This window comes from Streptomyces sp. NPDC058665 (assembly GCF_042714995.1).
Classification (GTDB): domain Bacteria; phylum Actinomycetota; class Actinomycetes; order Streptomycetales; family Streptomycetaceae; genus Streptomyces.
Window position 1 is genome coordinate 61,989 of the sequence record NZ_JBHXRX010000009.1, and the last position, 22,111, is coordinate 84,099.

The 22,111-nt window shown below is 69.3% G+C and carries 24 protein-coding genes, 1 pseudogene and 1 riboswitch; of the genes and pseudogenes, 24 read left to right on the forward strand and 1 reads right to left on the reverse strand.

Features of this window, described 5'->3' with window-relative positions; all coding sequences use genetic code 11:
- The first annotated feature begins 377 nt into the window (after positions 1-377).
- The 17 genes from ACFWV8_RS08005 (at position 378) to ACFWV8_RS08085 (ending at position 13,622) form a co-directional block, all read left to right on the forward strand.
- A complete protein-coding gene (locus ACFWV8_RS08005) occupies positions 378-971 on the forward strand; it encodes a hypothetical protein (protein ID WP_384198904.1) in 594 nt (197 codons plus the stop codon).
- Between the two features lie 268 nt (positions 972-1,239).
- Complete coding sequence (gene rpsP, locus ACFWV8_RS08010) at positions 1,240-1,683, forward strand: 30S ribosomal protein S16 (protein WP_329380946.1); 444 nt, start codon at positions 1,240-1,242, stop codon at positions 1,681-1,683.
- A 2-nt stretch (positions 1,684-1,685) separates the two neighbouring features.
- A complete protein-coding gene (locus ACFWV8_RS08015) occupies positions 1,686-1,925 on the forward strand; it encodes an RNA-binding protein (protein ID WP_003980229.1) in 240 nt (79 codons plus the stop codon).
- 180 nt (positions 1,926-2,105) lie between these two features.
- Positions 2,106-2,705, forward strand: coding sequence for a ribosome maturation factor RimM (gene rimM, locus ACFWV8_RS08020; RefSeq protein WP_384198905.1), 600 nt, complete (start codon positions 2,106-2,108; stop codon positions 2,703-2,705).
- 14 nt (positions 2,706-2,719) lie between these two features.
- On the forward strand, positions 2,720-3,541 hold the full coding sequence (gene trmD, locus ACFWV8_RS08025; protein WP_384198976.1) for a tRNA (guanosine(37)-N1)-methyltransferase TrmD: 822 nt from the start codon (positions 2,720-2,722) through the stop codon (positions 3,539-3,541).
- 131 nt (positions 3,542-3,672) lie between these two features.
- Positions 3,673-4,023 carry a 50S ribosomal protein L19 gene (gene rplS / locus ACFWV8_RS08030; protein WP_023538359.1) on the forward strand — a complete coding sequence of 117 codons (351 nt, stop codon included), beginning with the start codon at positions 3,673-3,675 and terminating at the stop codon, positions 4,021-4,023.
- A gap of 57 nt (positions 4,024-4,080) precedes the next feature.
- Positions 4,081-4,857: a signal peptidase I gene (gene lepB, locus ACFWV8_RS08035; RefSeq protein ID WP_384198906.1), complete on the forward strand. Its 777-nt coding sequence runs from the start codon at positions 4,081-4,083 to the stop codon at positions 4,855-4,857.
- Positions 4,850-5,854, forward strand: coding sequence for a signal peptidase I (gene lepB / locus ACFWV8_RS08040; RefSeq protein ID WP_384198907.1), 1,005 nt, complete (start codon positions 4,850-4,852; stop codon positions 5,852-5,854). The genes lepB (ACFWV8_RS08035) and lepB (ACFWV8_RS08040) overlap by 8 nt, the downstream gene beginning before the upstream one ends.
- Positions 5,823-6,779, forward strand: coding sequence for a signal peptidase I (gene lepB, locus ACFWV8_RS08045; RefSeq protein ID WP_384198977.1), 957 nt, complete (start codon positions 5,823-5,825; stop codon positions 6,777-6,779). The genes lepB (ACFWV8_RS08040) and lepB (ACFWV8_RS08045) overlap by 32 nt, the downstream gene beginning before the upstream one ends.
- Before the next feature lie 60 nt (positions 6,780-6,839).
- Positions 6,840-7,610 (forward strand): signal peptidase I, encoded by a 771-nt coding sequence (gene lepB, locus ACFWV8_RS08050; protein WP_384198908.1) that lies wholly within the window; start codon positions 6,840-6,842, stop codon positions 7,608-7,610.
- The gene (locus ACFWV8_RS08055) at positions 7,582-8,091 is read left to right on the forward strand and encodes an NUDIX hydrolase (RefSeq protein WP_384198909.1); all 510 of its coding nucleotides are present in this window, start codon (positions 7,582-7,584) and stop codon (positions 8,089-8,091) included. Before lepB (ACFWV8_RS08050) ends, ACFWV8_RS08055 begins: the two co-directional genes overlap by 29 nt.
- Before the next feature lie 55 nt (positions 8,092-8,146).
- On the forward strand, positions 8,147-8,455 hold the full coding sequence (locus ACFWV8_RS08060; protein WP_003993268.1) for a DUF2469 domain-containing protein: 309 nt from the start codon (positions 8,147-8,149) through the stop codon (positions 8,453-8,455).
- A 252-nt stretch (positions 8,456-8,707) separates the two neighbouring features.
- Positions 8,708-9,070 carry a YraN family protein gene (locus tag ACFWV8_RS08065; protein ID WP_329380935.1) on the forward strand — a complete coding sequence of 121 codons (363 nt, stop codon included), beginning with the start codon at positions 8,708-8,710 and terminating at the stop codon, positions 9,068-9,070.
- Positions 9,070-10,695, forward strand: a complete 1,626-nt coding sequence (locus ACFWV8_RS08070; RefSeq protein WP_384198910.1) for a YifB family Mg chelatase-like AAA ATPase — start codon at positions 9,070-9,072, stop codon at positions 10,693-10,695. The genes ACFWV8_RS08065 and ACFWV8_RS08070 overlap by 1 nt, the downstream gene beginning before the upstream one ends.
- On the forward strand, positions 10,692-11,891 hold the full coding sequence (gene dprA, locus ACFWV8_RS08075) for a DNA-processing protein DprA (RefSeq protein ID WP_384198911.1): 1,200 nt from the start codon (positions 10,692-10,694) through the stop codon (positions 11,889-11,891). Before ACFWV8_RS08070 ends, dprA begins: the two co-directional genes overlap by 4 nt.
- Positions 11,892-12,139: 248 nt before the next feature.
- Positions 12,140-12,988, forward strand: a complete 849-nt coding sequence (gene whiG / locus ACFWV8_RS08080; protein WP_329380928.1) for an RNA polymerase sigma factor WhiG — start codon at positions 12,140-12,142, stop codon at positions 12,986-12,988.
- Positions 12,989-13,061: 73 nt separating this feature from the next.
- Positions 13,062-13,622 carry a TetR/AcrR family transcriptional regulator gene (locus ACFWV8_RS08085; protein ID WP_384198978.1) on the forward strand — a complete coding sequence of 187 codons (561 nt, stop codon included), beginning with the start codon at positions 13,062-13,064 and terminating at the stop codon, positions 13,620-13,622.
- Positions 13,623-13,932: 310 nt separating this feature from the next.
- Here the strand turns inward: ACFWV8_RS08085 and ACFWV8_RS08090 are convergent.
- Positions 13,933-14,811 (reverse strand): annotated as a pseudogene (locus ACFWV8_RS08090) (murein hydrolase activator EnvC family protein); the annotation flags it as partial.
- Here ACFWV8_RS08090 and rpsB point away from each other — a divergent pair.
- The 7 genes from rpsB (at position 14,810) to ACFWV8_RS08125 (ending at position 22,078) form a co-directional block, all read left to right on the forward strand.
- On the forward strand, positions 14,810-15,754 hold the full coding sequence (gene rpsB, locus ACFWV8_RS08095; protein WP_384198912.1) for a 30S ribosomal protein S2: 945 nt from the start codon (positions 14,810-14,812) through the stop codon (positions 15,752-15,754). The pseudogene ACFWV8_RS08090 and the gene rpsB sit on opposite strands and share 2 nt — an antisense overlap.
- A gap of 85 nt (positions 15,755-15,839) precedes the next feature.
- Positions 15,840-16,700 carry a translation elongation factor Ts gene (gene tsf / locus ACFWV8_RS08100; protein ID WP_329380924.1) on the forward strand — a complete coding sequence of 287 codons (861 nt, stop codon included), beginning with the start codon at positions 15,840-15,842 and terminating at the stop codon, positions 16,698-16,700.
- Positions 16,701-16,898: 198 nt separating this feature from the next.
- A complete protein-coding gene (pyrH, locus tag ACFWV8_RS08105; RefSeq protein ID WP_384198913.1) occupies positions 16,899-17,678 on the forward strand; it encodes a UMP kinase in 780 nt (259 codons plus the stop codon).
- Positions 17,679-17,807: 129 nt separating this feature from the next.
- Positions 17,808-18,365 (forward strand): ribosome recycling factor, encoded by a 558-nt coding sequence (frr, locus tag ACFWV8_RS08110; RefSeq protein ID WP_384198914.1) that lies wholly within the window; start codon positions 17,808-17,810, stop codon positions 18,363-18,365.
- The gene (locus ACFWV8_RS08115) at positions 18,365-19,435 is read left to right on the forward strand and encodes a phosphatidate cytidylyltransferase (RefSeq protein WP_384198915.1); all 1,071 of its coding nucleotides are present in this window, start codon (positions 18,365-18,367) and stop codon (positions 19,433-19,435) included. Before frr ends, ACFWV8_RS08115 begins: the two co-directional genes overlap by 1 nt.
- Positions 19,436-19,610: 175 nt before the next feature.
- Positions 19,611-20,723: a 23S rRNA (adenine(2503)-C(2))-methyltransferase RlmN gene (gene rlmN / locus ACFWV8_RS08120; protein ID WP_384198916.1), complete on the forward strand. Its 1,113-nt coding sequence runs from the start codon at positions 19,611-19,613 to the stop codon at positions 20,721-20,723.
- A 55-nt stretch (positions 20,724-20,778) separates the two neighbouring features.
- A riboswitch (TPP riboswitch) is annotated at positions 20,779-20,903 on the forward strand.
- Positions 20,904-20,983: 80 nt separating this feature from the next.
- Positions 20,984-22,078: a thiamine ABC transporter substrate binding subunit gene (locus ACFWV8_RS08125; RefSeq protein WP_384198917.1), complete on the forward strand. Its 1,095-nt coding sequence runs from the start codon at positions 20,984-20,986 to the stop codon at positions 22,076-22,078.
- The last annotated feature ends 33 nt before the right edge of the window (positions 22,079-22,111 follow it).

Below are 22,111 nucleotides of genomic sequence, written 5' to 3' on the forward strand. Positions count from 1 at the left end.
CTCCCCACCACCCGTGCCGGTATCGGACGAATCCGCTCGACCTGCCCCGACCGGGGCCGATGCCGCGGATCGCTGGGGCGCCCGTTACTGTCGTTCTTGTGGGCCCCGCGCGGTTGCGCAGGCCGGAGCGACGAGCCCATCGGCGTGGCAGCCGGGGAGCGATCGCGAACCGTGTCTCGATCGGGTGTACGTATTTCTCGTACACGTACAGACGTAGGCGCTACTACGTACCGCCTTGGGGCGAGAAGCGAGCCTTCTCCGCAGATCTACGCACCCGCCCTCGTCAGGACGCATCAATGGCAACTGACGGGTACGTGCAAAATATTTGGGATGCCCCGGAATGGAACCCGGGAGGGCCCCGGCTCGTTGTTCACGACGTGAGCACGACACCACCTGTTCTCGCCGCAGAGCTGGCGCAGGCGTGGGCCGAGATTCAGCGGCACCACACCGAGCTGCCGGATCTTGCCGCGCCCGAGTCCCTGATCGGAGAATCGTCGTCCGCCTGCGGCGCCGAGCTCTCCTTCGAGCGACTGCTTCACGAGGCAGTCCATGGCATCGCCGCCGCCCGAGGTGTCCGCGACACCTCCCGAGCGGGCCGCTACCACAACCGCCGATTCCTCGCGATCGCCGAGGAGTTGGGCCTGGACCATTCCGAGGAGCCGCATCCCAGCAGCGGTTTCTCCCTGGTATCGCTCAACCCCGAGGCGAGACGGCGCTATCGGCCGACGATCGAACGGCTCCAGCGCGCCCTCGCGGCGCACACGGTCGCGACGACGTCCGACACCGAGCGCAGCTTCCGCGGTCCCGCCGCGCGGCACGGCTCGTCGGGCGGCGGGGTGCGAGTGAAGGCTGTCTGCGACTGCGGGCGCAACGTGCGCGTGGTCCCGTCGGTCCTGGCCCAGGCCCCGATCGTCTGCGGCGGCTGTGGCAAGCCGTTCCGTATTCCGGAAGCGGTCGCCGCTGCCGGCTGAGCACCTACGTCGCCCGCCCGCCCGGCCGCGGCGGCCGAGTCCTCGGCCGCCCGCACGCACCGGAGCCGCCCCGTTCAGGAGCGGGCAGCTCCGGTCGGGCGGGGCGCGGCGCGCCCGAGGCGTGTGGCACAATGACCAGCTGTACTCGACAGTCGCACAGGACCCCTCTCTCCTCCGGCTGACGCGTCCATCGGGCACACGAGTACCGCAACCCCACGCGGCATGCCGATGTGCCCAACCACGTCAAGATCCAGGAGAGACCACTTCCGTGGCAGTCAAGATCAAGCTGAAGCGTCTGGGCAAGATCCGTTCGCCTCACTACCGCATCATCGTCGCCGACTCCCGCACCCGCCGTGACGGCCGGGCCATCGAGGAGATCGGCCTGTACCACCCGGTGCAGAACCCGTCGCGCATCGAGGTCGACTCGGATCGCGCGCGTTACTGGCTGTCCGTCGGCGCCCAGCCGACCGAGCCGGTCCTCGCGATCCTCAAGCTCACGGGCGACTGGCAGGCGCACAAGGGCCTGCCCGCGCCGGCGCCGCTGCTCCAGCCGGAGCCGAAGGCCGACAAGCGTGCCCTCTTCGAGTCCCTCGCCAAGGACGGCGACGAGCCCAAGGGTGACGCCATCACCCCCAAGGCGAAGAAGGCCGACAAGAAGGCGGACGACGACGCCGCTGCTTCGGCGCCCGCCGCTGAGCCGACCGAGGCCTGAGCATGCTCGAGGAGGCTCTCGAGCACCTCGTGAAGGGCATCGTCGACAACCCGGACGATGTGCAGGTCGCCTCACGCACCCTGCGCCGTGGCCGTGTGCTCGAGGTACGGGTCCATCCCGACGACCTCGGCAAGGTGATCGGCCGCAACGGCCGCACCGCACGCGCCCTGCGCACCGTCGTGGGCGCGATCGGCGGCCGTGGCATCCGAGTCGATCTCGTCGACGTGGATCAGGTCCGCTGACAGAGTTGTGAACCGGCACGGGCCGGGGAGGGCCATGGCCCTCCCCGGTCTTTGTCGTCTTCGCGGTGCGGACGCGGCACGCCGCGGCGTCGCGGCGCCGGGGCTCGCTCCGTCGCCGTGCCGCGGAAACCACGGCAGCAGTCGTAGAAGACAGAAGTTGGAGAACAGGGGCGTGTGCAAGTGCAGTTGGTAGTCGCGCGGATCGGCCGTGCCCACGGCATCAAGGGCGAGGTCACCGTCGAGGTACGTACGGACGAGCCCGAGCTGCGGCTCGGCCCCGGAGCCGTACTGGCCACCGAACCGGCCTCCGCGGGCCCCCTGACGATCGAGACCGGCCGGGTGCACAGCGGCAGGCTGCTGCTGCGCTTCGCCGGGGTGAGCGACCGTACGGGCGCGGAGGCCCTGCGCAACACCCTGCTCATCGCCGAGGTGGACCCGCGGGACATGCCGGAGGACCCGGACGAGTACTACGACCACCAGCTCATGGACCTGGACGTCGTCCTGGCGGACGGGACCGAGGTCGGGCGGATCACCGAGATCACACACCTTCCGTCGCAGGACCTGTTCATCGTGGAGCGGCCCGACGGCACGGAAGTCATGATCCCCTTCGTCGAGGAGATCGTGACCGAGATCGATCTCGCCGAGCAGAAGGCCGTGATCGACCCGCCGCCCGGCCTCATCGACAACAACGCTGTCGTCGCCGGTAACACCGACGGTGATGCCGACGTCGGCGCAGACGGTGGGGGCGACGACGGCGCGGGCAAGGGCGATCCGTCATGACTTACGCCCCCACCCTGCGGGCGGACGTGATCACGATCTTCCCGGAGTACCTCGAACCGCTGAACGTCTCCCTCGTCGGCAAGGCACGCGCGCGTGGCCGCCTCGACGTCCATGTCCACGATCTGCGCGCCTGGACGTACGACCGGCACAACACGGTCGACGACACCCCGTACGGGGGCGGCCCGGGGATGGTCATGAAGACCGACCCCTGGGGCGACGCCCTCGATCAGACGATCGCGGACGGCTACGAGGCGGGTGCGCACCGCCCCGTCCTGGTCGTTCCCACGCCCAGCGGCCGCCCCTTCACCCAGGAACTCGCCGTCGAGCTTTCCGAGCGGCCGTGGCTGCTCTTCGCCCCGGCCAGGTACGAGGGCATCGACCGCCGCGTCGTCGACGAGTACACGACGCGGATGCCGGTGTACGAGGTGTCCATCGGCGACTACGTCCTGGCGGGCGGCGAGGCGGCGGTACTGGTCGTCATGGAGGCCGTGGCGCGGCTGCTGCCCGGCGTCCTGGGCAACGCGGAGTCCCATCGCGACGACTCGTTCGCCCCCGGCGCGATGGCCGACCTGCTGGAAGGACCGGTGTTCACGAAGCCCCCGGAGTGGCGCGGGCGAGCTGTTCCGGACATTCTCCTCAGCGGTCATCACAGCAAGGTCGCGAGGTGGCGGCGGGACGAGGCTCTGCGTCGTACGGCCCTCAACAGGCCCGACATGATCGAGCGTTGTGACGCGGCGGCCTTCGACAAGAAGGACCGCGAGATGCTGTCCATCATGGGCTGGGCGCCGGAGCCCGGTGGCCGATTTTGGCGCAGGCCCGAGGCCGTGGAAGAATGAGCCGCTGCCGTACGTCCGGTGCGCGCCCCTGCCACAGGGGGAACGACGCCCACCCGACGCGAACGGCGCTCCGAACTTTCCTTTCGACATTCCGTTGATGACCTGTGGCATCAGCGAGGAAGCAGACCATCATGGCTCACCTGCTCGACACCGTCGACGCGGCGTCGCTCCGCAGCGACCTCCCCGCTTTCCGTCCCGGCGACACCGTGAACGTCCACGTACGTGTCATCGAGGGCAACCGCTCCCGTATCCAGCAGTTCAAGGGTGTCGTCATCCGCCGGCAGGGCTCGGGTGTCCGTGAGACCTTCACGGTCCGCAAGGTCTCCTTCTCCGTCGGCGTCGAGCGCACCTTCCCGGTGCACAGCCCGATCTTCGAGAAGATCGAGCTCGTGAGCCGTGGTGACGTACGTCGCGCCAAGCTCTACTACCTCCGTGAGCTGCGCGGCAAGGCTGCGAAGATCAAGGAGAAGCGCGACAACTGAGCCGAGGCTCGAACTCGCGCACGGTTCCACAGGACGGCCGGATAAGCTCTGGGCCCGATGGACACCGAACCACAGCACATGGAGCGCGGCCCTTCTTCCACACCCGCCACAGGGGAGGAAGAGGGGTCGCGCTCCGTGCGTACGCGGGGTCTCCCGGGATTTCTGCGTGCCCTGTCGTGGCGCCGGGCCGCGGTGCTCGGCGTACTGGGCACGGCTTCTCTCCTGCTGTTCAGCGCCTTCGTCGTGCAGCCCTTCCTGATCCCCAGCGGCTCCATGGAGCCGGGCCTCCAGGTCGGGGACAGGGTGCTTGTCAACAAGTTGGCGTACCGTTTCGGTACCGAGCCGCGGCGCGGTGATGTGGTCGTCTTCGACGGCACCGGGTCGTTCGTCCAGGAGCCGGCGCGGGAGAACCCCGTCACGGGGCTGGCGCACGGGGCGGCCTCGGCCCTCGGTCTCGCCGAGCCCGCCGAGACCGATTTCGTGAAGCGCGTGATCGGCGTGGGGGGCGACCGGGTGGTCTGCTGCGACGAGGGGGGCAAGGTCGAGGTGAACGGCCGGGCGATCGACGAGCGGTACCTCTACTTCGGCGACGCGCCGTCGAGCGTGCCCTTCGACATCGTCGTACCCTCTGGCACCCTCTGGGTGATGGGCGACCACCGAAGCAACTCCCGCGACTCACGTGACCACTTGGGCGAGCCCGGGGGTGGCACGGTGCCCGTCGACAAGGTCATCGGGCGCGTGGACTGGATCGGCTGGCCGGCGGGCCGGTGGGACTCGCTGGAGGGCACCGACGCCTTCAGGGACGTACGAGGCCCGGACGGCGCCCATGGGTAACCGAGGACGGCCCGGGGGCCACCGGTCCGACACCCGGCTGCCGACAGGCACCAGACCCACCACAGGACGCGCCCTGCCGGGGCGCGCGGAGCGGCGCAGGCTCGCCCGCAGGGTGAAACGGCGCCGTCGCCGCTCCGCGATGACGGAGATCCCGCTCCTGATCACCGTGGCGCTGCTGATCGCCCTCGTGCTCAAGACCTTCCTCGTCCAGGCCTTCGTGATCCCCTCCGGCTCGATGGAGCAGACGATCCGGATCGACGACCGGGTGCTGGTGGACAAGCTGACGCCCTGGTTCGGCTCCCGCCCCCAGCGCGGCGACGTCGTCGTGTTCAAGGACCCTGGCGGGTGGCTCCAGGAGGAGACCACGCCGCCCCCGGACGACCCTGTCGTCATCAAGCAGGTCAAGCAGGCCCTCACCTTCATCGGACTGCTGCCGTCCGCCGACGAGCAGGACCTGATCAAGCGTGTCGTCGCCGTGGGCGGCGACACCGTGAAGTGCTGCGACCAGGACGGGCGCGTCGTCGTCAACGGCGTACCGCTGACGGAGCCGTATCTGAATCCCGGCAACCCCCCGTCGAAGCTCGACTTCGAGGTGAAGGTGCCGAAGGGGCGGATCTTCGTGATGGGCGACCACCGGTCGAACTCGGCCGACTCGCGCTTCCACCTCGACGAGGAGTTCCGGGGCACCGTCTCGGAGGAAGGGGTCGTGGGACGGGCCGTCGTCATTGCCTGGCCGCTGGGCCACTGGCGGCGGCTGGAGGAGCCGGACACGTACGCCTCCGTACCGGACCCGCGCGCCGCACCGACCACCGCGCTCGGCCCGTCGAATAGTGTGTCCTCTCAGGATCCGAACGGAATGATCCTGCTCCCGACCCCTGCGGAACTCCCGCTCGTTATGGGAGTAGTGGGCCTGCTCCGTCTCCGGAGCGGGCAGTTGTACGGAGTGAGGAGTGGACGTGGGGGATTTGGCCGTCGGCGCACGATCCGGACACGGTGAGCCCGAGGACAGGCCCGAGCAGCTTGCCGAGCCTCCCCTCGGTCCTGCCGGTTCCGCCGCGGAGACCCCATCCGCAGGCGCGTCCGCAGACATGCGGGACCAGATGATGGAGCAGCCGGACGGCGACCCCGGTGACGACGGGGCCACGGGCGTGAAGAAGCAGCGCTCCTTCTGGAAGGAACTGCCTCTGCTGATCGGTATCGCGCTGCTGCTCGCGCTGCTGATCAAGACCTTCCTGGTGCAGGCGTTCTCGATCCCCTCGGACTCGATGCAGGACACCCTGCAGCGTGGTGACCGTGTGCTCGTGGACAAGCTCACTCCGTGGTTCGGCGCGGAGCCCGAGCGCGGCGAGGTCGTGGTCTTCCACGACCCGGGCGGCTGGCTCGACAGCACGCAGGCCCCTGAGCCGAACGTGGCGCAGAAGTTCCTCAGCTTCATCGGTCTCATGCCGTCGTCCGAGGAGAAGGACCTCATCAAGAGGGTCATCGCGGTCGGCGGCGACACGGTGGAGTGCAAGAAGGGCGGCAGCGTCCAGGTCAACGGGAAGTCGCTCGACGAGAAGTCGTACATCTTCCCTGGGAACACGGCCTGTGACGACGAGCCCTTCGGGCCGATCACGGTGCCCGACGGCCGGATCTGGGTGATGGGCGACCACCGGCAGAATTCGCTCGACTCCCGCTACCACCAAGAGCTGCCCGGTCACGGCACCGTATCCACCGACGAGGTCGTCGGCCGCGCGATCGTCATCGCCTGGCCGCTCAACCGGCTGTCGACGCTGCCCGTGCCCGACACCTTCGACCAGTCGGGCCTCAGCGCGGCGTCCGCGGTGGCGACGGGGGCTCCGGCCGTGCTCGGTGTGGCCGGCGCCGTACCGCTGGTGTTCTGGCGCAGGCGTAGGCTGACCCGCGGCCGTACCGCCGGGTAGGGTGCCGTCCCAGATCGCCGATCCGGCGGCGGTGATTCTCCGGGACGGGGGACGGCTGGGATGAGCGGAACAGGACGTACGAACGGCGGCCACGGCGGCCTCGGCAATCTGCTGTCGGGGCTGGCCGTGGCCGTCGGCTGTGTGCTCTTCCTCGGCGGCTTCGTCTGGGGAGCGGTGGAGTACCAGCCGTACACCGTGCCGACCGACTCGATGGATCCGACGGTGCAGGCCGGTGACCGGGTCCTGGCGCAGCGGATATCCGGCGACGACGTGCGACGGGGCGATGTCGTGGTCTTCAACGACGCGCAGTGGGGCGACATGCCGATGGTGAAGCGGGTCGTCGGCGTCGGGGGCGACAAGGTCGCCTGTTGCGACGCCGAGGGGCGCCTCACTGTCAATGGGAAAGCGATCGACGAACCGTACGTACAGAAGATGCCGGGCGGACTCGCGTCGACCACCGGCTTCGGGGCGACTGTCCCGAAGGGACAGCTGTTCCTTCTCGGCGACGAACGCAGCGGGTCGCTGGACTCACGGGTGCACCTTCAGGACCAGGGGCAGGGGTCGGTGCCGAGGTCGACGGTGACGGCGCGGATCGACGCCGTGGCGTGGCCGCTGGGCAGCCTGATCGAGCGCCCGGACGGCTTCGCGGCGCTGCCCGGCGGGGTCTCGAAGCCGGGGCCGGTGATGCTGGTGGTGGGCTCGGCGCTCCTCGGGGCGCTGCTGATCCTGGGCGGCGCGGCCTACGGGCCTGTCGTACGGAGGCTGGGCAGGCCGTGGCGTACGGGGCCGACGGGGCGGACCGATGGAGGAGTGTCGACCGGTGTCCGGTGACGGCTTCCGAAAGGTCTCACGGGTCGTGCTGCTGGACCCGGACGACCGGATCCTGCTGATGCGCGGGTACGAGCCGGGCGACCCGGCGAACGACTGGTGGTTCACTCCCGGCGGCGGCCTGGAGGGCGATGAGACGCGGCAGGAGGCCGCGCTGCGCGAGCTGGCCGAGGAGACGGGCATCACAGAGGTCGAGCTCGGGCCGGTTCTCTGGCGGCGTACCTGCTCCTTTCCGTTCGACGGGCGGCGCTGGGATCAGGACGAGTGGTACTTCCTGGCACGTACGGCGCAGACCGAGACCAGCGTCGAAGGGCTGACGGAGCTGGAGCGGCGCAGTGTCGCGGAGCTGAGGTGGTGGACCTCCGCCGAACTGTCGACGGCCCGTGAGACGGTGTATCCGACCAGGCTCGCCGGGCTGCTGCGCACGCTGCTCGACGAGGGTCCTCCGGGTGCGCCGGTGGTTCTCGCCTCTGAAACCGTCTAGGGGCGCGTGGGGCCGGAGCACAATAGGGGGACGTACGGCTGAAGGGGAACATGCCATGAGCGCCGAGGACCTCGAGAAGTACGAGACCGAGATGGAGCTGAAGCTCTACCGGGAGTACCGCGATGTCGTCGGTCTTTTCAAATACGTGATCGAGACCGAACGACGCTTCTATCTCACCAACGACTACGAGATGCAGGTGCACTCCGTGCAGGGCGAGGTCTTCTTCGAGGTCTCGATGGCGGACGCGTGGGTCTGGGACATGTACCGGCCGGCGAGGTTCGTCAAGCAGGTGAGAGTGCTTACGTTCAAGGACGTGAACATCGAGGAGCTGAACAAGAGCGACCTGGAGCTGCCGAGCGGCTGAAGGGGTTGACGGGCTGATGGGGAGGCGGGGGTGTCCGGGTGGCTGATGCGGGTGGTGTGGGCGGTTCCGGTGCTGGCGGTGTGGCCGGTCGGGTGAGGGCTTGGGGTGCTTGCGGTTTCTGTGACTCCCGGGGCGTGTGTGATTCCTGGTGCGCTGGTGGGTGACGGAGTTATCCACAATTGGTGAGTTGTCCACCAAGATCCACTTAGTACGGATTTTCGGCTCAGAGTCGGTGCCGGAGGTGGTGCCGACATGAACGCGACGGGGGCACTCGGGCGGTACGGCGAAGGACTGGCCGCTCGGCGGCTGGCGGCGGCCGGGATGACCGTGCTGGACCGAAACTGGCGGTGCGGCAGGACGGGCGAGATCGACATCGTGGCCCGCGACGGGGATGTGCTGGTCTTCTGTGAGGTGAAGACCCGTCGCGGAGGCTCGTTCGAGCACCCGATGGCGGCGGTGACGCCTGTGAAGGTGGACAGGCTCAGGCGCCTCGCGGCCTGCTGGCTCGATGCGTTCGGTGGACCGCCCCCTGGCGGCGTTCGTATCGATCTGATCGGGGTGGTGCTGCCCAGGCGCGGCGCTCCCGTGATCGAGCACGCCCGGGGGGTGGCCTGATGGGGTTCGCGCGTGCGTGTTCGGTGGCGCTGGTCGGCGTCGAGGGCGTGGTGGTGGAGGTCCAGGCGGATCTCGAACCGGGCGTGGCCGCCTTCACCCTGGTCGGTCTGCCGGACAAGAGCCTGTCGGAGAGCCGGGACAGGGTCAGGGCCGCCGTCGTGAATTCCGGCGCGGAATGGCCGCAGAAGAAGCTCACGGTGGGGCTCAGTCCCGCTTCCGTACCCAAGAGCGGATCCGGTTTCGATCTTGCTGTCGCGGTGTCCGTGCTGGGCGCGGCCGAGCGTATCGAGCCACGTGCCATCGCCGATCTGGTCCTGATCGGGGAGTTGGGGCTCGACGGCAGGGTCCGTCCGGTACGGGGCATCCTCCCGGCCGTCCTCGCGGCTGCCGAGGCGGGCTATCACCAGGTGGTCGTGCCGGAGCAGACAGCGGGCGAGGCGTCATTGGTGCCGGGAGTCTCGGTCCTCGGCGTACGGAGTCTGCGCCAGCTCATCGCCGTCCTGACCGGCGAACCGGTGCCAGACGAGCCGACGGTCACTGAGGAGGGCCGTCCGGATCCCATGCTCGCGGGTCTCATGGTGCCCGGCGCCGGGGTGGGGACGGGCCTGGCTCCCGGCTTCGCGCGGGACGCGCACTGCCCGGACCTCGCCGACGTGGCGGGACAGCAGGCGGCGCGTACGGCTCTGGAGGTCGCTGCGGCGGGCGGGCACCACCTGCTCCTGCAGGGCCCGCCAGGAGCGGGCAAGACGATGCTGGCTGAGCGGCTGCCGGCACTGCTGCCACCTCTGACGAGACAGGAGTCCGTCGAGGTCACGGCGGTGCACTCGGTCGCCGGGATTCTGCCGCCCGGCGAACCACTCGTACGTACGGCGCCGTACTGCGCCCCGCACCATTCGGCGACCATGCAGTCCCTTGTCGGCGGCGGCAACGGGCTGGCGAGGCCGGGAGCGGTGTCCTTGGCGCACAAGGGCGTGCTCTTTCTGGACGAGGCGCCGGAATTCTCCGGCAAGGCTCTCGACGCGCTGCGCCAGCCCCTCGAATCGGGGCAGGTGGTCATCGCGCGCAGCGCCGGAGTCGTACGGCTGCCCGCCCGTTTTTTGATGGTCCTCGCTGCCAACCCGTGTCCCTGCGGGCGGCACACCCTGCACGGTGCCGGGTGCGAGTGCCCGCCTTCGGCGATCCGCCGTTACCAGTCGCGTCTGTCCGGTCCACTGCTCGACCGGGTCGACCTACGGGTGGAGGTCCAGCCGGTGCACCGCGCCGATCTGATGGGCCAGGGCGGCCGGGGTGAGACCACGGCGGTTGTCGCCGGGCGGATCAAGGAGGCCCGGCTGCGCTCGGCGGAGCGGCTGGCGGGGACGCCGTGGACGGTCAACAGCGAAGTGCCCGGTCACGAACTGCGTACGCGATGGGTCACCGCGCCCGGAGCGCTCGACGCCGCCGAGCGCGACCTGGAACGGGGCCTGCTCACCGCGCGCGGCCTGGACCGGGTGCTGCGGGTCGCATGGACAGTCGCGGACCTCGCCGGACGGGACCGTCCCGACGGCCGGGACGTGGGCCTGGCGCTGGAGCTGCGCACCGGCATCGGACGGGGCGCCGGGGCCACGGTCGGAGGGATCTCATGACCGCCGGGACCGAAGCCGTAACCGTGGCCGGAGCGGGAGCAGATGCCGGCGAGCGACTGGCGCGGGCCGCTCTCACGCGCGTGATCGAGCCGGGCGACGAGAACGGCGGCCGGTGGCTGCGCAAGTACGGCGCCCGGGGGCTGATGGACCTTCTCACCTCGCCCGGCGGGACCGACTGCGAGGCCTTGGGTGAAGTCGGTCCACGTCGTATCAGCGGCCTTCGGGCACGCGCGGCGGCGGCCGCTCCCGAGCGGGATCTGTCCGTCGTCGCGGGGATGGGCGGCCGGTTCGTCTGCCCCGGCGACCAGGAATGGCCGACCCAGCTCGACGACCTGGGAATGTCGCGCCCCATCGGCCTGTGGGTGCGCGGCAAGCCCGATCTGAGGTTCTGGGCACTGCGTTCCGTCGCCGTCGTGGGAGCCAGGGCCTGCACGCCGTACGGGGCGCACATGGCGGCGAGCATCGCATCGGGTCTGGCCGAGCGGGGCTGGGTGGTGACATCGGGTGCCGCGTACGGAGTCGACGGAGCCGCCCACCGTGGTGCACTCGCCGTGGACGGCGCGACTGTCGCCGTCCTCGCCTGCGGTGTCGACGTGGTCTATCCGCCGGGCCACGCCGAGCTCGTACGCCGCATCGCGGCGCAGGGCCTGGTCGTGGGAGAGCTGGCACCCGGTGATCATCCGACGCGCAGCAGGTTCGTCCTCCGCAACCGTGTGATCGCCGCGCTCACCCGCGGGACGGTCGTGGTGGAGGCCGAGTACCGCAGCGGTTCGCTGGTCACCGCCCGCAGCGCGCAGCGGCTCGGGCGGTTCACCATGGGGGTGCCAGGCCCGGCGACGAGCGGGCTCTCCGCCGGGGTGCACGAACTGCTGCGCGGCGAAGGCGTGCTGGTCACCGACGCCGCCGAAGTGGCCGAACTGGTGGGGGACATGGGCGACCTCGCACCAGCCCGGCGCGGCCCCGTCCTGGCCAGGGACCTGCTCGATCCCCTCGGCAGGCGGATTCTCGACGCGCTGCCCGCGCGTGGATCCGTCGGCGGGCGGGACATCGCGCGGGAGGCCGCGACGACGGCCGACGAGGCTCTCGGCAAGCTGTACGAACTTCACTCCCTCGGGTTCGTCGAACGGCACGGCGACCTCTGGCAGTTGACGCCACCGACCACACGTGGCGGCGGTGCGCGGCGAGCCGGTCCTTGACCTGGGGCATTCGGGTGAAAAGGTGAGGCAGATGACCTTCGCAGTTCTCCCGGCGGCGCGACAGGCGCCGATACGCGCGGTGTCGGCGCCCGATCGCGAAGGCCCGGCGGCGTCGGACAGGGCCTGTCCGGACAGGTATCAGCCCCGCCTCCTCGCGCACCGCGACCGCACTGTCACGCTACGCTCACCAGGAATCCGGCCCAGACATACCTCACCTCACTTCACGGCAGAACGGCTCAAGGCAACGAATGCCCCAGCACACCTCCGGGTCCGACCGTGCGGCGGCGTCCCCCGTGGGGCCCCCAGCGGCCCGCGGCGAAGTGCGACCCTCCGCCCCCTCGGCCCTCGACACCCTGTGGCGGTCGTACAAGACCACGGGTAACGAGCGGCTGCGTGAGCAGTTGATCCTGCACTACTCGCCGCTGGTGAAGTACGTCGCCGGCCGGGTGAGTGTGGGACTGCCGTCCAACGTCGAGCAGGCGGACTTCGTCTCCTCCGGGGTCTTCGGGCTCATCGACGCGATCGAGAAGTTCGACATCGAGCGGTCGATCAAGTTCGAGACCTACGCGATCACACGCATCCGGGGCGCGATGATCGACGAACTGCGCGCGCTGGACTGGATCCCGCGCTCCGTACGGCAGAAGGCCAGGGCCGTCGAGCGGGCCTACGCGACCCTGGAGGCGCAACTGCGACGGACCCCGTCGGAGGCGGAGGTGGCCGCCGAGATGGGCATCGCGGTGGAGGAACTGCACGCCGTCTTCAGCCAGTTGTCGCTCGCAAACGTCGTCGCTCTGGAGGAACTGCTGCATGTGGGTGGGGAAGGCGGCGACCGGCTCAGTCTGATGGACACGCTGGAGGACACGGCGGCCGACAACCCCGTCGAGGTCGCCGAGGACCGCGAACTGCGACGCCTGCTGGCCCGCGCCATCAACACCCTTCCCGAGCGCGAGAAGACCGTCGTCACCCTCTACTACTACGAGGGGCTCACGCTGGCGGAGATCGGCAACGTCCTCGGCGTCACCGAGAGCCGCGTCAGTCAGATCCACACCAAGTCCGTGCTCCAGCTCCGCGCCAAACTGGCCGACGCGGGGCGCTGAATCGTCCCTGCCCCACCTGTGCGAGCGGCCTCCGCCGTAGAGTGGGTCCGTGCCCAGGATTCGAGCGGCCTCCGTGGCCGAGCACCGGACCATGCAGCGCGGCGCCCTGCTGGACGCCGCACGCTCCCTCTTGTCCGAAGGCGGTACGGAGGCGTTGACTTTCCCCGCCCTCGCCGAACGCACGGGTCTCGCCAGGTCATCGGTCTACGAGTACTTCCGTTCGCGCGCGGCCGTCGTCGAAGAGCTCTGCGCCGTCGACTTCCCTGTCTGGGCCGCCGAGATCGAGTTCGCCATGGCGGACGCGCCGACCCCCGAGACCAAGATCGAAGCGTATGTGCGCAGGCAGTTGAGCCTCGTCGGCGACCGCCGTCATCGCGCGGTAGTCGCCATCTCCGCGAGCGAACTCGACGCTGGTGCTCGGGAGAAGATCCGGGCCGCGCACGGTGGCCTCATCGCGATGATCGTCGATGCCCTCTCGGAGCTGGGCCACGAGCAGCCGAGGCTGGCCGCGATGCTGCTCCAGGGCGTTGTGGACGCCGCCGTGCGGCGGATCGAGTTGAGCGCGGCCGAGGACCCCGGGGTGATCGCCGAGGCGGCGGTGTCCATGGTGCTCCAAGGCGTACGCGGTACCTGACTCCCGTACGGCTGCGATGCCGTACCCACACGGCCGCCGCGAGCAGGGCCGCGGCGTGCAGGGCGTCGGCCGCGGCGGCGGCGGTTTCCTCGGCCATGATCGCCTCGTCGTCCGGCAGATCGGGTGGCGGTGATCCGGCCGGTGTCTGCGATCCGGCCGGCGTCTGAGCGGCGGCCGGTTCAGGGACGCCGAAGACCGGCAGCAGTCGCGCCGGACCTCCGTCGAGCAGGTCGTCGGGAAGCAGGGACAGCGGATCGAGATAGGTCTCGCCGCGCAGCAGACCCCAGTGCAGGCAACCGCCCTCGCAGTGGAACGGTCCCGGTCCCACCACTGCCACGACCTGGCCCGCCTTCACCTCGTCGCCTTCGGCGACAACCGCGGTGACCGGTTCGTAGGTGGTCCGCAGCGGAGGCTGTCCGGTGCTGGGCAGCGTGATCGAGAGGACGCCGCGCCCCGCCACTCTGCCGGTGAAGGAGACCCGGCCGGGAGCTGCGGCTCGGACGAGAGTGCCGGGGGCGGCGGCGAGGTCCACGCCCCGGTGGCCGGGGCCGTACGGCGTCGCGGGCGGTTCCCACCCCCGTAGAACGGCCGGTCGCGGCCCCACAGGCCAGGCCCGGTCGCCGCTGACGCCGACGGCGCCGTCAGCGGGGGCACCGGTACTGCCGTCGGGAGGGGGCGGAGGCGGCTCGGCGCCGGCATCGGCGCCCGTGTTCGCCTCCTGGTCGTCCGCGGCCAGAGCGTCGGGCGAAGGGCCGAACAGGACGGTCGCCACCACCCCGGCCAGGGCGGCGACGCCGAGGGAGAGGCACCGGGAGACGATCCCGCGCCGACCACGACGGCAGGTCGGGGCGGAGGCGTGAATGAGTAGCTCGTGAACAGTGATCATGTGCTTCACGCTGCCGCATCCGGCGGATCCAAGTGGATCATGATCGAGTTCTGTGGATAACCGGCGCGTTGTGTATATCTCCGTCACCCTTGCGGGCGCCCTCGCACTCCGTCGCGGGGCACTGTGCGGGTCCCGTACACTTCCTGTGGCGATCCGGGTCACCGGATCGACTTCGCACGCCCCGCCGCCGGCCTTCGCCGGTGTCCGCGCTTCTCGGTCCCTCGTGGCAAAGCGTTCCGGGGCGTCAGGCGCGACCGCCGTCCGGCGGACGCGACAACCGAGTACCTCAAGGAGTACGGCCATGGCCGTCGTCACGATGCGGGAGCTGCTGGAAAGCGGCGTCCACTTCGGTCACCAGACCCGTCGCTGGAACCCGAAGATGAAGCGCTTCATCTTCACGGAGCGCAACGGCATCTACATCATCGACCTGCTCCAGTCGCTGTCGTACATCGACCGCGCCTACGAGTTCGTCAAGGAGACCGTCGCCCACGGCGGTTCCATCATGTTCGTGGGTACGAAGAAGCAGGCCCAGGAGGCCATCGCCGAACAGGCGACGCGCGTTGGCATGCCGTACGTCAACCAGCGCTGGCTGGGCGGCATGCTCACCAACTTCTCCACCGTCTACAAGCGCCTTCAGCGTCTGAAGGAGCTTGAGCAGATCGACTTCGAGGATGTGGCCGCCTCCGGTCTCACCAAGAAGGAGCTGCTGGTCCTCTCCCGCGAGAAGGCCAAGCTGGAGAAGACCCTCGGTGGTATCCGCGAGATGCAGAAGGTGCCCAGCGCCGTCTGGATCGTCGACACCAAGAAGGAGCACATCGCCGTCGGTGAGGCGCGCAAGCTCCACATCCCGGTCGTCGCGATCCTCGACACCAACTGCGACCCCGACGAGGTCGACTACAAGATCCCGGGCAACGACGACGCGATCCGCTCCGTCACCCTGCTCACCCGCGTGATCGCCGACGCCGTCGCCGAGGGCCTCATCGCCCGCTCCGGCGCCGCCACCGGCGACTCCAAGCCGGGTGAGAAGGCCGCCGGCGAGCCCCTCGCCGAGTGGGAGCGGGACCTCCTCGAAGGCGACAAGAAGGCCGACGCCGAGAAGTCCGCGGACGCCGCCGAGACGCCTGCCGACGTCCAGACCTCCGCCGAGACGGCGAAGGTCGCCGACGCCGAGCAGGCCGAAGAGGCCGCCGCTCCGGCCGAGGCCCCCGCCGCCGAGGCTCCGGCCGCGGACGGCGACAAGGCCTGACCTAAGGGTTCGGTTGCTGACGGCGGGGGCCACGGTCCCCGCCGTCCACCCGTAGATCTTCGACTTCCGAGAGAGATTCACAGACATGGCGAACTACACCGCCGCTGACGTCAAGAAGCTCCGCGAGCTCACCGGCGCCGGCATGATGGACTGCAAGAAGGCTTTGGTCGAGGCCGACGGCGATGTCGACAAGGCCGTCGAGGTACTTCGCGTCAAGGGCCAGAAGGGCGTCGCCAAGCGCGAGAGCCGCAGCGCGGAGAACGGCGCTGTCGTCTCCCTCGTCTCCGACGACAACACCTCCGGCGTCCTGCTGGAGCTGAAGTGCGAGACGGACTTCGTCGCCAAGGGTGACAAGTTCCAGGCCGCGGCCGGCGCGCTCGCCGCGCACGTGGCCGCGACGAGCCCCGCCGACATCGACGCGCTGCGCGCCTCCGAGATCGAGCCCGGCAAGACCGTCCAGGCGTTCGTCGACGAGGCCAACGCCAACCTCGGTGAGAAGATTGTCCTTGACCGCTTCGCGCAGTTCCAGGGCGAGGGCAGCTACGTCGGCACGTACATGCACCGCACGATGCCCGACCTCCCGCCGCAGGTCGGCGTTCTGGTCGAGCTGGAGAAGGGCAGCGTCGACGACGCGGCGGTCGCCGCCGTCGCCAAGGACGTCGCCCAGCACATCGCGGCGTTCGCGCCGAAGTACCTCACCCGTGAGGAGGTTCCGGCCGACGTCGTCGAGAACGAGCGCCGCGTCGCCGAGGCCACCTCCCGCGAGGAGGGCAAGCCGGAGGCCGCGCTGCCCAAGATCGTCGAGGGTCGTGTCAACGGCTTCTTCAAGGAGGTCACCCTCCTTGACCAGCCGTTCGCCAAGGACAACAAGAAGTCCGTCAGGAAGGTCCTGGACGAGGCCGGTGTCACGCTGAAGCGCTTCGCGCGCATCCGCGTCGGCGCCTGACGTTCCGGACACCGCCCCGGGACCGAGCACCCGGGACAGCGCAGTCGTACGCGATCGACGGTGGACCCGGCTAGGGTCTACTGCAGCCGCCGGCCGAACACGCGCCGGACGGCCGCAGATCTGACGAGGAGGCCATTGCCGCTAGGGACACAGACCCATCGGCAATGGCCTTCTTCGTATGTGCACGAGGAGATCCCCATGAACAAGCGCGCGGACGCCACCCAGTCCACCGACGACAACAGCGACCCCGGCAAGAAGTCCGGGCGCTTCATGCTGAAACTGTCCGGTGAGGCGTTCGCCGGCGGGGGCGGGCTCGGCGTCGACCCCGACGTCGTACACGCCATCGCCCGCGAGATCGGCGCCGTCGTACGGGACGGGGCGCAGATCGCCGTCGTCATCGGTGGAGGCAACTTCTTCCGCGGCGCCGAACTCCAGCAGCGCGGCATGGACCGGGCCCGCTCCGACTACATGGGCATGCTCGGTACGGTCATGAACTGCCTTGCCCTGCAGGACTTCCTGGAGAAGGAAGGCATCGACTCCCGTGTCCAGACCGCCATCACCATGGGGCAGGTCGCCGAGCCGTACATCCCGCTGCGCGCCGTACGTCACTTGGAGAAGGGCCGCGTCGTCATCTTCGGCGCCGGCATGGGGATGCCGTACTTCTCCACCGACACCACCGCCGCCCAGCGTGCCCTGGAGATCGACGCCGAAGCACTGCTGATGGGCAAGAACGGCGTGGACGGGGTGTACGACTCCGACCCCAAGACCAATCCCGACGCGGTGAAGTTCGACGCGCTGGAGTACGGCGAGGTGATCACCCGCAACCTCAAGGTCGCCGATGCCACGGCCGTCACTCTCTGCCGCGACAACGCGCTGCCGATCCTTGTCTTCGAACTCCTCACGGAGGGCAATATCGCGCGCGCCGTCAAGGGTGAGAAGATCGGCACGCTGGTGAGCGATCAGGGCACCCGGGCCTGAACTCCGGCTGCCCCGCACGGGGATGGACAAAGCCCTGCCGGTCGGACACCGTGCAGGAAGAAGACGCGACGCAGGTGCCGCCGGCCCTGTAAGCACACCGGGCCCACTCAAGACACGCAGGAGCAAGTGGTGATCGAAGAGACCCTCCTCGAAGCAGAGGAGAAGATGGAGAAGGCCGTCCTGGTCGCCAAGGAGGACTTCGCCGCGATCCGCACCGGTCGTGCGCACCCGGCGATGTTCAACAAGATCGTGGCGGACTACTACGGTGCCCTGACCCCGATCAACCAGCTGGCCTCGTTCTCGGTGCCCGAGCCGCGCATGGCCGTGGTGACCCCGTTCGACAAGAGCGCGCTGCGCAACATCGAGCAGGCCATCCGCGACTCCGACCTTGGAGTGAACCCCAGCAACGACGGAAACATCATCCGCGTGGTGTTCCCCGAGCTCACGCAGGACCGCCGCAAGGAGTACATCAAGGTCGCCAAGACCAAGGCGGAGGACTCGAAGATCTCGATCCGCTCCGTACGCCGCAAGGCCAAGGAGACGATCGACAAGCTGATCAAGGACGGCGAGGTCGGCGAGGACGAAGGCCGCCGCGCGGAGAAAGAGCTCGACGACATCACGGCGAAGTACGTCGCCCAGGTTGACGAGCTGCTCAAGCACAAGGAAGCCGAGCTGCTCGAGGTCTGATGAACGACTCTTCCTGGGGGGCCCCGCCGACTGCCGGTTACTGGGGACCGCCTGACCAGGGGGCTGCCCCGGCGGGTCCCGCATACGATGAGCTTGACGCACAGCAGACTCGGCCCATGCCCATCGTGCCCGACGTACCCGCGAGCGGCGGGTTCCAGGATGACGACCGGGGGGCTGCTCGGCCGGGCGGCCCCTTGTTCCGTGACGAAACGCCGCAGGAGCCCATGTCCGCCCCTCCGCCACCCCCGCCGAAGAAGCGGGCAGGCCGCGACCTCCGGGCGGCCATAGGTGTCGGTGTGGGACTTGGCGCGGTGATCGTGGCGTCCCTCTTCATCGTGAAGGCCGTCTTCATCGGCGTCATAGTGGTCGCCGTCGTCGTCGGGCTCTGGGAGTTGACCTCCCGGCTCGACGAGAAGAAGGGCATCAAGGCACCCCTTGTCCCGCTCGCGGTCGGTGGTGCGGCGATGGTGGTCGCCGGCTACGTACGGGGCGCGGAAGGCGCCTGGGTCGCCACGGCGCTCACGGCGCTCGCCGTGCTCGCCTGGCGTATGACGGAGCCGCCCGAGGGCTATCTCAAGGACGTGACGGCGGGTGTTTTCGCGGCGTTCTACGTGCCCTTCCTGGCGACGTTCGTCGCGATGATGCTCAAGGCGGACGACGGCGCGCAGCGTGTGCTCACGTTCCTGGTTCTGACCATCGTCAGTGACACCGGTGCCTACGCGATCGGCTGGCGCTTCGGCAGCCACAAACTGGCGCCGCGCATCAGCCCCGGCAAGACCCGTGAAGGCCTCCTGGGCGCCGTGGGGTTCGCCTTGGCGGCCGGCGCGCTGTGCATGCAGTTCCTCATCGAGGACGGCACCTGGTGGCAAGGGCTGCTGCTCGGTCTCGCCGTGGCGGCCAGTGCCACGCTCGGGGACCTGGGTGAGTCGATGATCAAGCGGGACCTCGGGATCAAGGACATGGGCACGCTGCTGCCCGGTCACGGCGGCATCATGGACCGCCTCGACTCGCTTCTGCCTACGGCCCCGGTGGTGTGGCTGCTGCTGGTGGTCTTCGTCGGCTCGGGCTGAGCCCTGTCCGTACCGGTTACCCTGGTAAGGCCCGCCGTCCTGGACGGCGGGCCTTACTGCGCTCCGCGGTCGCGGAGCCCGTCACATGAGGTCTCCTGGCACCGGCAGTGTGCCCATGTCCCTCCCGCAGCCGGCGGGGAACACCGGCCTCGTCGTACCGAGGAGAAAACAGCTCATGGCACCGCCCAACCCCGGAGAGCTCACGTTCGTCGCGCCCCGTGGCGCCAAGAAGCCGCCGAGGCATCTCGCCGACCTCACGCCGGAAGAGCGCCGTGAGGCCGTCGCGTCGCTAGGCGAGAAAGCGTTCCGTGCCAAGCAGCTGTCGCAGCACTACTTCGCGCGGTTCGCGCACGACCCCGCCGAGTGGACGGACATCCCGGCCGCCGCGCGCGCGAGGCTGGCCACGGAGCTGCTGCCAGACCTGATGTCCGTGGTCCGGCACATCTCCTGCGACGACGACACCACCCGTAAAACGCTGTGGCGACTGCACGACGGCACGCTCGTCGAGTCCGTCCTGATGCGTTACCCGGACCGGGTCACCATGTGCATCTCCTCGCAGGCGGGGTGCGGCATGAACTGCCCGTTCTGCGCCACGGGGCAGGCGGGCCTCGACCGCAACCTGTCCACGGCGGAGATCGTGCACCAGATCGTGGACGGCATGCGCGCGCTGCGCGACGGCGAAGTCCCCGGCGGGCCCGCCCGGCTGTCCAACATCGTCTTCATGGGCATGGGCGAACCACTCGCCAACTACCGCCGCGTCGTCGGGGCGATCCGCCGGCTGACCGACCCCGAGCCGGACGGTCTCGGTCTCTCGCAACGGGGCATCACCGTCTCGACGGTGGGCCTGGTGCCCGCGATGCTGCGGTTCGCCGACGAGGGCTTCAAGTGTCGTCTCGCCGTCTCTCTGCACGCGCCCGACGACGAACTGCGCGACACCCTCGTGCCGGTCAACACCCGTTGGAAGGTGCGGGAGGTGCTGGACGCCGCTTGGGAGTACACGGAGAAGTCGGGCCGCCGCATCTCCATCGAGTACGCCATGATCCGCGACATCAACGACCAGGCGTGGCGGGGTGATCTGCTGGGACGGCTGCTCAAGGGGAAGCGGGTGCACGTCAATCTGATTCCGCTCAACCCGACGCCCGGCTCGAAGTGGACCGCCTCGCGCCCCGAGGACGAGAAGGCCTTCGTCGAGGCCATCGCCTCCCACGGGGTGCCCGTAACGGTGCGCGACACCCGCGGTCAGGAGATCGACGGGGCCTGCGGTCAGCTGGCGGCGACGGAGCGCTGAGCGCGGCCTAGGGGCCCCGTTGGGGTCCATGTACCCTGGGCTTCGAACGAATTACATATTCCGACAGGGGAGCGCCACAGCGCTGAGAGTGCGGCAGAGGCTCGGGAAGAGCCTCACGGTCGCAGACCCTCTGAACCTTGCCCAGGTCATTCTGGGTAGGAAGTTCGGTCATCACTCATGCTGTTGCGCCCTGCCCCGCTCCGGTCCGCCGGTGCGGGGCAGGGCCGCGTCTTCTCCTGGACATCCCAGGAGGAATTCAGTTGCGTACCACGAAGAAGATGGCGGTGGGCGCCGTCGCCGCGGCGCTGGGAGTCTCCACGCTCGCCGCGTGCGGCGGCGGGTCAGAGGACTCCACATCCTCGGACGGCACGAAGGCCAAGACCGTGACACTTGTCGCCCATGACTCGTTCGCCGCCTCGGACTCCGTACTGAAGGAGTTCACCGAGAAGACGGGCTACACCCTCAAGGTGCTGAAGAGCGGCGAGGCCGGCGAGGCGCTCAACAAGGAGATCCTCACCAAGGGTTCGCCGCAGGGCGACGTCTTCTTCGGCGTCGACAACACCCTCCTCTCGCGCGCTCTCGACAACGGCCTGTTCACGCCGCACCAGGCGAAGGGCCTCGACCAGGTCCGCGCCGACGTACGGCTCGACGACGCCGAGCACCGTGTCACGCCCGTCGACACCGGCGATATCTGCGTCAACTATGACAAGGCGTACTTCGCGGACAAGAAGCTGACGCCGCCGGAGTCCTTCGCCGACCTGACGAAGCCCGCCTACAAGGACCTCCTTGTGGTCGAGAACGCTGAGCAGTCCTCGCCGGGCCTCGGCTTCCTCCTCGGCACTGTCGCCGCGTACGGGGACGACGGCTGGCAGGGCTACTGGAAGAAGCTCAAGGCCAACGGCGTCCAGGTCGTCGACAGCTGGGAACAGGCCTACAACGAGGACTTCTCGGGCTCCGCAGGCGGCAAGAAGGCGAAGGCGGAGCGCCCGCTCGTCGTCTCGTACGCGTCGAGCCCGCCCGTCGAGGTCCTGTACGCCGAACCCCAGCCGAAGGATGCGCCGACCGGCGTCGCCACGGGGACCTGCTTCCGCCAGATCGAGTTCGCCGGTCTGCTCCAGGGGGCGAAGAACGAGGCGGGAGGTAAGGCCCTCCTGGACTTCCTGGTGAGCAAGACCTTCCAGGAGGACATGCCGCTCAACATGTTCGTGAATCCGGTCGTCGACGGTGCGAAGCTTCCCGCGCTCTTCACCGACCACGGCGCCGTCGTCGACAAGCCGCAGACCGTGGCTCCGGAGAAGATAGCCAAGAACCGTGACGAGTGGATCCAGTCGTGGTCCTCACTCGTCGTCAAGTAGGCGCGGACGCCGCGCGGAAGGGCGGGCCGGGCC